This window comes from Chryseobacterium sp. HNCC26DJ241, from assembly GCF_057180505.1.
In genome coordinates this window covers 21,420-33,013 of record NZ_JBXUGL010000023.1, presented here as the reverse complement: position 1 = coordinate 33,013, position 11,594 = coordinate 21,420, and the positions used below count along the sequence as shown (strand labels likewise).

Annotated in this window: 11 protein-coding genes and 1 tRNA gene; 3 read left to right on the top strand and 9 right to left on the bottom strand. The window is 32.6% G+C overall.

Annotated elements, in window-relative coordinates; translation table 11 throughout:
* Nucleotides 1–67: 67 nt before the first annotated feature.
* Both AC2A1C_RS11330 and AC2A1C_RS11325 read right to left on the bottom strand, forming a co-directional pair.
* Entirely contained in the window at nucleotides 68–391 is a 324-nt protein-coding gene (locus AC2A1C_RS11330; protein WP_484025825.1) for a helix-turn-helix domain-containing protein, read from the bottom strand.
* Between the two features lie 95 nt (nucleotides 392–486).
* Nucleotides 487–819 carry a helix-turn-helix domain-containing protein gene (locus tag AC2A1C_RS11325; RefSeq protein ID WP_484025824.1) on the bottom strand — a complete coding sequence of 111 codons (333 nt, stop codon included), beginning with the start codon at nucleotides 817–819 and terminating at the stop codon, nucleotides 487–489.
* 753 nt (nucleotides 820–1,572) lie between these two features.
* Between AC2A1C_RS11325 and AC2A1C_RS11320 the strand changes: the two genes are divergently transcribed.
* Complete coding sequence (locus AC2A1C_RS11320) at nucleotides 1,573–3,822, top strand: M12 family metallo-peptidase (RefSeq protein WP_484025823.1); 2,250 nt, start codon at nucleotides 1,573–1,575, stop codon at nucleotides 3,820–3,822.
* Between the two features lie 234 nt (nucleotides 3,823–4,056).
* Here the strand turns inward: AC2A1C_RS11320 and AC2A1C_RS11315 are convergent.
* From AC2A1C_RS11315 to AC2A1C_RS11300, 4 genes are all read right to left on the bottom strand, one after another.
* Nucleotides 4,057–4,130, bottom strand: a tRNA-Asn gene (locus AC2A1C_RS11315).
* A 73-nt stretch (nucleotides 4,131–4,203) separates the two neighbouring features.
* Nucleotides 4,204–5,685 (bottom strand): RIP metalloprotease RseP, encoded by a 1,482-nt coding sequence (gene rseP, locus AC2A1C_RS11310; RefSeq protein WP_484025822.1) that lies wholly within the window; start codon nucleotides 5,683–5,685, stop codon nucleotides 4,204–4,206.
* Nucleotides 5,686–5,797: 112 nt separating this feature from the next.
* Nucleotides 5,798–6,262 carry a hypothetical protein gene (locus AC2A1C_RS11305; protein ID WP_484025821.1) on the bottom strand — a complete coding sequence of 155 codons (465 nt, stop codon included), beginning with the start codon at nucleotides 6,260–6,262 and terminating at the stop codon, nucleotides 5,798–5,800.
* Nucleotides 6,263–6,301: 39 nt separating this feature from the next.
* On the bottom strand, nucleotides 6,302–6,742 hold the full coding sequence (locus AC2A1C_RS11300) for a DUF6646 family protein (RefSeq protein ID WP_484025820.1): 441 nt from the start codon (nucleotides 6,740–6,742) through the stop codon (nucleotides 6,302–6,304).
* Nucleotides 6,743–6,852: 110 nt separating this feature from the next.
* Between AC2A1C_RS11300 and AC2A1C_RS11295 the strand changes: the two genes are divergently transcribed.
* Nucleotides 6,853–7,611 carry an amidohydrolase gene (locus AC2A1C_RS11295; protein ID WP_484025819.1) on the top strand — a complete coding sequence of 253 codons (759 nt, stop codon included), beginning with the start codon at nucleotides 6,853–6,855 and terminating at the stop codon, nucleotides 7,609–7,611.
* On the opposite strand, the gene AC2A1C_RS11290 is transcribed toward AC2A1C_RS11295, so the two are convergent.
* The 3 genes from AC2A1C_RS11290 to AC2A1C_RS11280 are packed head-to-tail and all read right to left on the bottom strand — an operon-like array spanning nucleotide 7,612 to nucleotide 9,752.
* Nucleotides 7,612–8,022: a YybH family protein gene (locus AC2A1C_RS11290; protein WP_484025818.1), complete on the bottom strand. Its 411-nt coding sequence runs from the start codon at nucleotides 8,020–8,022 to the stop codon at nucleotides 7,612–7,614.
* A gap of 6 nt (nucleotides 8,023–8,028) precedes the next feature.
* A complete protein-coding gene (locus tag AC2A1C_RS11285; RefSeq protein ID WP_484025817.1) occupies nucleotides 8,029–8,328 on the bottom strand; it encodes a thioredoxin family protein in 300 nt (99 codons plus the stop codon).
* Between the two features lie 5 nt (nucleotides 8,329–8,333).
* Nucleotides 8,334–9,752 (bottom strand): MBL fold metallo-hydrolase, encoded by a 1,419-nt coding sequence (locus tag AC2A1C_RS11280; protein WP_484025816.1) that lies wholly within the window; start codon nucleotides 9,750–9,752, stop codon nucleotides 8,334–8,336.
* A gap of 217 nt (nucleotides 9,753–9,969) precedes the next feature.
* On the opposite strand from AC2A1C_RS11280, the gene AC2A1C_RS11275 reads away from it, so the two are divergent.
* The gene (locus tag AC2A1C_RS11275; RefSeq protein ID WP_484025815.1) at nucleotides 9,970–11,496 is read left to right on the top strand and encodes a helicase HerA-like domain-containing protein; all 1,527 of its coding nucleotides are present in this window, start codon (nucleotides 9,970–9,972) and stop codon (nucleotides 11,494–11,496) included.
* Nucleotides 11,497–11,594: the final 98 nt, after the last annotated feature.

Genomic DNA, 11,594 nt, shown 5'->3' with positions numbered 1-11,594 from the left:
TGATAAAATTTTATTACTTTTTAATGGCAAATTCGTTGGTCAAAAAAATAATAGAGGAAAAACTACTTTAATAAAAAGATTTTTTCCATTTGGCAATAGTATTTCTACTGAGTCTGAAATGTCTGGCCAATTGACTGTTGTTTAAATTATTTTCCTTTTGAAAATCTAAAATCTGGAATATATCAGATCTATCATAAGATCTGAATTTTTGGTTAAAAGAGATCGCTTCCTTATCCTGATTTCCAAAAATAATTGCGTTAAGCTCTATAATATCCTGTACTGATAATTGTTTCTTTTTTAAAATAGAAGCACAACTGTTTTCTTTATTAGGATATTGCAATGCAATTATATCTTTATAAATTCTTCTATAGTTGGGTTTTAAATTTTCCATTTGTTGTTTTTAAGTATATTTTGTAATATGAATGCTATTTTTCTGAGTAAGCCCTTCTAAAAATCCATTTTTGTTTGCTATTCTTGTATCTTCTTTCAGTCCTTGCTTTTCTCAGCATACTTTTCTATCCATTTGTAAACAGTTGTTTTAGGGATATTATAATCTTTTATTATTTCCTGTCTGGTCTTATTTCCTGAAACATAAAGATTTATGATAAAATCAATTATCTCTTTAGTATATATGCTCTTTCTAAATTGTGGCAAAGTACTTTTAATTTTTGTAGTATTGCCATTACTTGTAGTATTACTATTACTTGTATGAGGAGAATATAAAATAAGATGATGAGAATAGATCCTGAAAAAATCATATTCTAAGAGCTTGCTCCATTTTAAAAGTAAATCACTATCTATAGAGGGTTTAGAGAGCATTTTGTTGACTTCTAATTCAGAACATTTGAAAAAATTGCAAATTCGAGGCATTTCTACTTTACTTTCTATAATACGCTCTTTTATCAATTTTCCTATATCGATGTCTTTGAAATTATAATGCACTTTGTATTAACTATAAGTTTATATGTCAGTTAAAGATTATTTAATAAGTATTTCATGGAATTTCAATTGCAAAGATATTTTAGCTCTTACTATGAGGCAAAATTTAGTTGTACTAAGTTTAATACACGGATGTTAAAAAAAAACTACAATTATTAAAGTTTCTCTCGAACAGAAATTATTGAGCAAGATTATTAATCAGTATTAAATCTTATACCTTGAAAAACAGACATTTTTAATGCTCCTTCTTTATTCGTCCGGAGTAATCCTTATAATAGAATTATATAAATAAAAATTACACTTTAGTGCATTTTTGAAATTAAAAAATATACTAAAGAGCTTTCGTTTTATTTCTTTTGACGGAATGTTAAGAGCTAAATTTGAGTATGGTTTTAATGCCAATTGATATTTCACAAAAAGTTTAACCAAATAATTTTTATGCTTATGGAAAATGAATTATTAACGAATGCCCAAGACGTTGCTTTTTTTGGATTAATGAATAAAATTATATAAGGGCTTATTCCAAAAAAGAGCAATCAGACATAAAAAGGTTATGTTATGGGCAAGTAAAACAAGCGATAACAAACGGAAATTGAAAAATTTAATTCTTACAACCTTTAGAAAAATTGCTTTATGGAAACTTTAAAAAGAACACTACTGTTCATCTTCTTTATCAGCTTTATCGTAAAAGCTCAAGTAAATCAAATTAAATTTGTAGCTCAGGAGGTAAATGAGCGAACTAATAGACAAGTAAAACCCCAAATCATTGAAGGTATACTTTCTATAGATACTCAATACAATTCTTCGAAAATCAATGAAAGCGTTTCAGAATATTCTGTCTTGAAATACAGTACAATAAAAGCTTTAGAAATTATTAATACTTCTCCGGATTTTATTGCTTTAAAAGTTAATAAAAATCAAAAAGAATCCTGGATATTATATTTAGTCAATTCTTCTAAACAGCTTAGAGATGTATCTGTAAAAACAGGAAGCGGGAAAAGTTTTGATGCCTCAAAATTAAAAGCAGAATATTACAGAGGTATTGTAAAAGGAGAAAAAAACAGTTTAGTAAGCATTAGTTTTTATGAAAATGAAATTGCAGGATTTATTTCTACTTCAGAAGGAAACTTTGTTATAGGTAAACTAAAAAATGATGATAGAATGGTGATTTATAATGATAAAGATTTAAAAATAAGACCTGAAACAAATTGTGCAACACTCAATGAACCTTTAACAGCCGAAGAATATAGTATATATTCTAAATTAAATAAAACAGGATCTGCAACTATTACATCTCCTTCGTTCAAATGTGTGCGGTTGTATTTTGAAACAGAATATGATATTTTCCAAAATTTAGGAAGTATCAGTAATGTTTTACAATACGTTACCAATTTATACAATCAGGTTGCTACTGTATACAGCAACGATGGTATTACCACTACGATGTCTGAAGTAAAAATTTGGGACATAGAAGATCCCTACACAGGTACATCTACCAATGCATTGCTATCACAATTTCAGCAACAAACATATAGTATAAACGGGCATATCGGACAGTTATTAACTTTTAGATATATTGGTGGTGGTATAGCGTCTGGCTATAATGGTTTATGCAATACTAATGGTATTGATTTTTGTCTTAGTGTATCTGGAAATTTAAACCCTGATGTAGTTCTTGTACCCAGTTATTCATATAATGTGCATGTAATTGCTCACGAATTCGGGCATTTAATGGGATCCAGACATACTCATGCCTGTGTTTGGAATGGTAATAACACTGCATTGGACGGCTGTTTTACAACAGAAGGAGGATGTGAAAAACCTGCAGCTCCAACTGACGGAGGTACCATTATGAGTTATTGTGCTGCTAATTTTGCAAAAGGATTCGGTTCTCAACCGGCTGTAGTTATTCAAAATGCAGTAAATAATGCGGCTTGTGTTATAGATTGCAATATGACGTGTATTGCACCAACTGATCTTTCTGTAATCAACATTACACAGACAAGTGCTAGATTACAATGGACACCTACTTCAGGAATTAATGATTACACTATTGAATACCAAATAAATGGAGCTTCTGCTTGGACAACAGCAACCACTTCAGCAATCGGTAATTACTATGATTTAATTAATTTGCATGCAGCCAAACTGTACCAATGGAGAATTCGTTCCAATTGCGACGGAGGATACTCTTCTTATGCGCAATCTAGTTTTACAACACCAAATTTTGCAAATTTTTGTATAAGTATTTCTGAAAATAATGATACAATGACTCTTGCTCAAAATATAGCATTGAATAAAACATATTCTACAGGAATAGATAGTCCAATTGATGTTGATTTTTTCAAATTTAACTTAACAGCAGTTTCAGGTATTAGTGTTACTTTAAACTATTTGGTAACCAATTATGATATTCAGTTATTAAATTCATCAGGAGTTGTATTGGGAGGTGGATATAATTTAGGGTCTAATCAGGAAAATATTACCATCAATTCTTTACCTGTAGGTACATATTATTTAAAAATTTATGGAATGAATGGAGCATTTAATACCACCAACTGTTATCGGTTTATAGTAAATACATTCACGTCTACTACTGGTAAAGCAAAAAATACAGACAATAACAATGGGATTATTGTAGAAGATGATATTAAAATTTATCCTAATCCAAATTCAGGAATTTTTACCATAGAAGTACCTACTTTTTTAGGGGATTACTCCGTAAAAATTCATTCTTCAAGCGGTAAATTAATTTTATCAGATGTATATTCAGAAAGTTCAAAAGCGGAAATAAATATCAGCAAAGAACTATCAGGAATATATCTAATCAATATAGCTGGAAGTAATGGAGTGAAGTTTAGCAAAAAAATTATAAAAAAATAGTATTTGTTTGATGTAGCTTCATTATGAGAAGGTTAATAAAAGATCCGCTATAAATCCTAAAAATAGTTTCAATATTACAATTTAGTCATATTTTTCTCCTGCTGATTTAGATTTCATCGCTAAACTTTAGCTTAGTCGCCAAGTTTTGGAATTGATCCAATTGAGCCATGTTGTAGTTAATGTAAATAGAGTCAAAAAAAAACACTTACAAATTAATGTAAGTGTTTTTTAAAGCTCCTCCTGCTGGGCTCGAACCAGCGACCCTCTGATTAACAGTCAGATGCTCTAACCGACTGAGCTAAGGAGGAATTTGCTTTTCCTGTTAAGCGTGTGCAAATATAAAAAGCTTTTTTTTTGTACGCAAATATTTTTTATAAAAAATTAATGTTTTGAAAAGATTAATTTAAAAATATCGTTTCCGAAGATTAGAACCATTAATCCTAAAAGGAAAATAACACCAATCATTTGTGCATTTTCAAGAATTTTTTGTGGTACAGGTTTTCCTGTAATCATTTCCCAAAGAGTAAACATAACATGTCCACCATCCAGCCCGGGAATAGGGATAAGATTGAGAAAAGCCAACCAAACAGAAAACATAGCCGTAAAGCTCCAGAAAACAGTCCAATTGATAGCTAAATCACCATTTGCACTTTTATCTACATGCATAGAATTTACAATTGCGATTGGGCCTCCCACATTTTTATATCCCTGAATTTTGGAATTAAACATAATCTTGAATTGTTTCACTTGCATGGTGAGAGCATCAATAGTTCTTGTAAAACCTCTCGGAATAGCTTCTAAAAAAGAATATTGTTTAGTAGTTGTGAAATTTGAAATATTCGTTTTTACTTTTACACCTAATTTTCCTTCCGAATTCACAGGAATAGACAGAATCTCAGTCTTTCCATTTCTGGCAATTTCTACCTTTACGATCTTATTTTTGTTTTTTTCCAGAATAAGTCCGGTTTCATCCATGTATAGTGCTTTTTGACCATTGATGGATAAAACTTTGTCATTGGGAAGAAGCCCTGAGTTTTTTGAAGATTCACTTGCAAGTGAATCAATGACCATCGGAATTCTCGGTACAATATATAATTTAGCTTCTCTCTGGCGAATAACATCAGCTACTCCGTCCTCATTCACATGGAAACTAACTTGCTTCCCAACTCTTAAAACGGTTACATTATTACTGAAAAGGAGATTAATAGAAGCATTTTCTAATCTTTCAGCTGGTTTTCCATCAATGCTAATAATTTTGTCACCATTTTTAAAACCCATTTTTTTCCCGGCATCCGAAACACTGATTCCATCATTAAATTTTTTTAAATCCGTATAAGCCTCCCCATTAAAGAAACTAAGACAAGAATAGATCAACCACGCAAGGAAAAAATTTACAGTAACACCTCCTAACATGATGATTAATCTTTGCCAAGCCGGCTTTGAACGGAATTCCCAACTTTGTGCTGGTTTTTTCAATTGTTCGAGATCCATACTTTCATCTACCATTCCGGCAATTTTTACATATCCTCCCATTGGAAGCCAACCTATTCCGTATTTGGTGTTTTCAGGATGCTTTCTCCAGTCATTATCCGGAAGTTTAGAAACATCAATTGGAACCTCTTTTTGCTGTCCGTTTTCAATAACAGTTTCAGTATCAGGTAGGTTTTTTGATAAAAATTTATATTGCCATTTTCCATTTATTTTTTTCATGGAAAAAAGAGAAAACCAAGGATCAAAAAACAGGAAAAATTTTTCTGCTCTGGTTTTGAACCATATTGCAGGAAGAAAATGCCCTAACTCATGAAGTAATACTAGTATTGATATACTCAGAATAAATTGAAATATTTTTAATGCTAATTCCATTAATACGTTTTAAAAAATTTAAAGTTTTGCAAATGTAAGCATTATCAAAACTATGCCAAAGAAAAAGACTCTCATAAAAGAGAGTCTTTTTGTCAAAATTTCTAAATATTTTTTAAAAAGTAAAACGTAAACCAAGTCCAAATCTTCCGGCAGCAAAATCGGAGTCATTATCGAAAAATGAAACTCTCGGCCTCCAGTCAAAAGATAAATCAAGAGGTGCTCCGGAAATTTTGTAATCCAAACCTACAGTCGGAACAATGGAAAATGTAGAATTCCCATCTCCAAAACTTATAGCCGGCCCCATACCAATATACCACATTAGTCCTTGCGCTCCACTAATTTTTTTATTGTATTGATATAATGCTTGGATTGTAGTAGCATTATCTCCAAATAAGACGCTAAATTCTCCGGCACTATTGCCTGAAAAGAAATGTTTTACATGTGGTCCCGCCAAAGTAGAGCCATTGCCTACGTCCACCAAAAGACCTGCACCTGTTTTATATGTTTGTGCTTGTACTTTTGTAATTCCCAAAACTGCAACCATCAGAATGGCCATCCTTGTAAATAGATTTTTCATAATGATTTATTTTAGTTTGGATTGGTTTATTTTATTTTTTTAAAGATTGATGGATACACCAATACTTCCATTATTTCCGATTTCAACAAATGCTCCAAACTTGTCATTGAAAAAATAACGCGCTCCGATATGCGCACCCAATCCAAAAGTATTTTTAATTACCCCTACATCTACGCCGGGATAGACGTCCCATTTTTCATCAAGTCCTAAAGCATCCTGTAAATGCGCATTGAGTCTCCCGAAAATGAAAAAATTATTTTTTTTATCATTGTCTTTAAAATTCTCAAAATAAAAATTGGCACCACCACCTACTGAGAGTAAATTACTGATTCCATAATCATACGTTCCTGTTATTCCTGTTCCATTTCCCCATGCACTAAGACCAATTTGTACTTTTTGATCTCCATTTCCGTTCCATGCCTGTGCAAAACTAAAATTGCTAAAAACTAATAAAACCCCTGCGATTAAAAACTTTTTCATATATTTAATTATAAATTCTCAATTTCAAATATAAGACCAAAACGGTATGAATAGGAGAATTATTTGATTTAAATGTAAAAAATATCTAAAATTCTAAAAGAAAATTTGAAATGGATTTAAAAATTTCAGGATTGAATCTTATTATTAAATGGAAAAAAAAATCTGAAAATTTTGATACAATAGAAAATGAATTTTCAGATGTTTCTGCGGATATTTTTCTTTTACCGGAAATGTTTTCTACAGGATTTTGTATGGATGCGGAAGAAATTGCAGACAGAAAAAATGAAACGTTGCAATGGATGAAAAATTTTTCTGAAAGAAAAAATGCCGCTGTTGCAGGAAGTGTTTCGGTAATGGAAAACGGAAAATTTTACAATCGATTTTATTTTGTAAAACCAGACGGAAGTTTCGATTTTTATGATAAGAGACATTTGTTTTCGTATTCCGGAGAAGATAAAATTTATACTTCTGGAGAAAAAAGGAAAATAATTGATTATAAAGGATTTAGAATTTTACTTCAGGTTTGTTATGATTTACGCTTTCCAGTTTTTAGCAGAAATAATGATGATTATGACATCGCTTTATATGTTGCCAATTGGCCGGACACAAGAGTAGAAGCATGGAAACATTTATTAAAAGCTAGAGCAATTGAAAATCAGGCCTATGTTTTTGGACTGAACAGAATAGGAACTGACGGAAACAATTTAAATTACGAAGAAAGTTCCCGATGCTTTTTTGCAGATGGAGAAGAAATTTCTAGTCGTGAAGAAAATTTGGTTTTTTCAGAAATTAGTTTGGAAAAGCTCCATAAATTTCGTGAAAAGTTTCCTTTTCTGAAAGACAGGGATGATTTTGAAATCAAGCTATAATTATTCTGTATGATCTGAAATGATTTTCCAGCCGTCTTTGAATTTCTGAAACAATAAAGTATAAATTCCGTTTGGAGAATCTTTTTCCCTGATCAGTTTCCATTTTCCGAAAACAGAAGCATAGTTTGTTCCAAGCATTTTTACTTTTATTTCAGAAAATTCCAAAGTCCCCATTTTTTCTTTGTTGGGATATGTTTTTTTGTAATTATCCAGAGTATTTTGCCAGCCGTAAGTAGGACCATGAGAACCGATAAACATTAGCGAATCACTTTTCCAGTATCCTTTCATAAAATTTTCAAGATCGCCATTATTCCATGCGGTTTGCTGATCTTTCATTACTTTCAGAATCTCTTTTTCCTGCGCAAAATATAATACGGGTAAAACGATAAGTATCAAAAGAAATCTTTTCATAAATTTTTAAGCAAATTGTTTCAAAAGTTCTGTTAAAGTATTTACATCATGCACTCCGCTTTCTTTCCAAAGCAGTTCTCCGTTTTTAAAAATAGCCAAAGTCGGAACACCACGAACTCCATTTTCCGCTGCAATTTTCGGAAATTGGTCTACGTCTATTTTCACGATTCTAGCAAGAGTGCCTACATTTTCTTTCACTGTATTCAAGACAGAAGATTGTACTTTGCAAGGCTGACACCAAGTTGCAAAAAAATCTACCAAAACAGGTCTTTCAGATTGTATAAGTTCTTGAAATTTTTGAGACATGATCTTTAATTCTCGTTAAAAATTTTACTTTGGCAGATAAAATCAGAAGTGGGTACTTTTTCCGTTTTTTTTATTCCGTTGAAGCCCCCTTCAATTTCCGTGAAATTTCGTATTCCTCTGGAATTAAGAATACTGGCTGCAATCATACTTCTGTAGCCACCGGCACAATGAAGGAAAAAATGTTCGGAATCGTCCATATTTCCAATCCATTCACTTATATAATCCAGAGGTTTGCTATAGGCTTCATCTATATGTTCCGCTTCATATTCGCTTGGTTTTCTTACATCAATTATTTTGGAATTTTTGGTAAATTCTTGAGCAAATTCTTCCGGCGAAATTCTTTTGATTTCATCGGTTTCCTTCCCGGAGTTTTTCCATTTTTCAAAACTGCCATCCAAATATCCAATTACATTATCAAAACCGACTCTTGCCAATCTGGTAATTGCTTCTTCTTCGGAACCGGAATCGGCAACCAAAAGCAAAGGCTGTTTTACATCTACAATCATAGCTCCTACCCAAGGTGCAAAATCACCTTTTAATCCTATATTAATAGAATTAGGAACAAATCCTTTATGAAAATCTGCAGCACTTCTTGTATCCAAAATCAAAGCTCCGGATTCTTCTGCTACATTTTCAAAATCATCAACAGAAATTGGGCTCAATCCTTTGCTTTTAACTTTTTCAAAACTTTCGTAGCCTCCTTTGTTCATGGCCACATTCATTCCAAAATATTTTGGAGGAGGAGCAAGACCATCCAAAACCTCTTTTATAAAAGATTCTTTATTGGGCTGGTTGAGCGCATAATTGGTCTTTTTCTGATTCCCCAAAGTATCTACCGTCTCTTTCTGCATTTTTTTTCCGCATGCAGAACCGGCTCCATGTGCCGGATATACGATAACGTCGTCGGGAAGAGGAAAAATTTTGGTTTGGATGCTGTCATACAAATATCCGGCAAGATCTTCTGATGTAAGTTCTTTTCCTTTTTGTGCAAGATCGGGTCTTCCTACGTCACCAAGAAATAAGGTGTCGCCGGAAAATATTGCGTGTTCTTTTCCATTTTCATCCAAAAGAAGAAAAGTAGAACTTTCCAATGTATGTCCGGGAGTATGAAGAACTTTAATTTTTACTTTCCCGATTTCAAATATCTGTGCATCAGTAGCAATAATGGCTTCAAAATTTGGTTTTGCGGTGGGTCCATAAATGATAGGAGCTCCCGTTTTTTTGCTTAGATCCAAATGTCCTGATACAAAATCGGCATGAAAATGAGTTTCAAAAATATATTTTAACCTCACATTATCTTTCTCCAGACGATTAAGATAGGGCTGTATTTCCCTTAAAGGATCAATAATTGCAGCTTCATTTTCGGAAACGATATAATATGCTCCTTGTGCTAAACATCCGGTATATATTTGTTCAATTTTCATAGTGTAAATTTGATGATTTTTGTCTAAAACAACAGAATAATGCTATTGGCTTTTTCTATTAGACAAATTTTTTATTGCATTTGAACTGAGTTGCATTTCACTGCTACAAAAATATTGAATTTAATTCTAAAGATTATTTATTCAAAATATAATTATAACTGTTTTTTTTATCAAAAAATTTTATCTTTATCTTTTGTAAAAATTTCAAAATAGAAAAATGGCAGACAAAGCAAAATTTATTCAGGAACTTAATAATAGATATAATCCAAGTGGGGAACATATTATTTTAGGAAAAGGAATTCTTGATGGAGAGGTAGTTCCGGAAGTGAATGTTACCATTCCTCTGAAAACAATAAATAGACATGGTCTTATTGCAGGAGCAACAGGGACAGGAAAAACAAAAACGTTACAGGTATTTGCAGAGCAGCTTTCTCATGCTGGAATTCCGAGTTTGGTTTTGGATATTAAAGGAGATTTTTCCGGAATTGCAGAATCAGGAACGAGAAACAGCATCATTGATGAAAGATATGCGAAGACCCAACTTCCGTATGAACCGCAGGCTTTTCCGGTAGAATTGATGACCATTTCCGGAGAAGAAGGCGTAAAATTAAGAGCAACTGTCACAGAATTTGGACCTGTTTTGTTGAGCAAAATTCTTGAACTGAATGATACGCAACAAAGCATTATGTCCATTGTTTTCAAATATTGTGATGATAAAGGTTTGCCATTAATTGATCTTGAAGATCTAAAAAAAGTATTGCAATATGTAACGGATCATCCACAAGGAAAAGCAGATCTGTCAAACAATTACGGATCAATTGCTCCTGCTTCTTTAGGTGCTATTTTGCGTTCCATTGTTGCTTTGGAACAACAAGGTGCAGCTCAGTTTTTTGGAGAACTTAGCTTTGATGTGGAAGATCTGCTTCAGACTCGTGGAGGAAAAGGCGTGGTAAATATTTTAAGAGTTGGAAATATTCAGAACAAACCGCAGTTGTTTTCTACGTTTATGCTTTCTCTTTTTGCTGAAATCTATATGACATTTCCGGAAGAAGGAGATTCCGGAAAGCCCAAACTTGTACTTTTCATTGATGAAGCACATTTGATTTTCAATGAAGCATCAAAAGCATTGCTTTCGCAGATAGAAACAATGGTAAAGCTGATCCGTTCCAAAGGAGTGGGAATTTATTTTATCACTCAAATTCCGGGAGATGTTCCGGAGAATGTTCTGTCCCAATTAGGATTGAAAATTCAGCATGCTTTGCGTGGATTTACGGCAAAAGATCGTAAAGAAATTGATAAGGCAGTAGAAAACTATCCGATTACGGAATTTTATGACGCTTCCAATCTTATTCAGAATTTGGGAATTGGTGAAGCATTTGTAACTGCACTTGATGAAAAAGGAATTCCGACTCCTTTGGTTCACACGTATCTTATTTCTCCGGAATCAAGAATGGATGTTTTATCGGATGCAGAAGTAAACGAACTAACATCCAGATCAGCTTTGGTAGCCAAATATGAAAACCCTGTAAATAAAGATTCTGCCTACGAAATGCTCACTTCCCGAATGGAACAGGCAGTACAAAATGCTGCACCTACACAAAAAACAAAACCCGTAAAAGAAGAACCGGGAATGTTTGAACAAGTACTCAATAGTAAAGCTGGAAGAACATTTACAAGTACTTTAATGAGAGAAGGTGCAAAAGCGATTTTGGGAATGTTTGGATTAGGTGGAAGGAGACGATAATATTAAAAGGTATAGGAAGTAGTAAGCATATAAGGTGTAAAAAAATTTCGGGCATTCAAAAATGTTCTGTCTATATTTTATTCTATATGTTTTGTAGG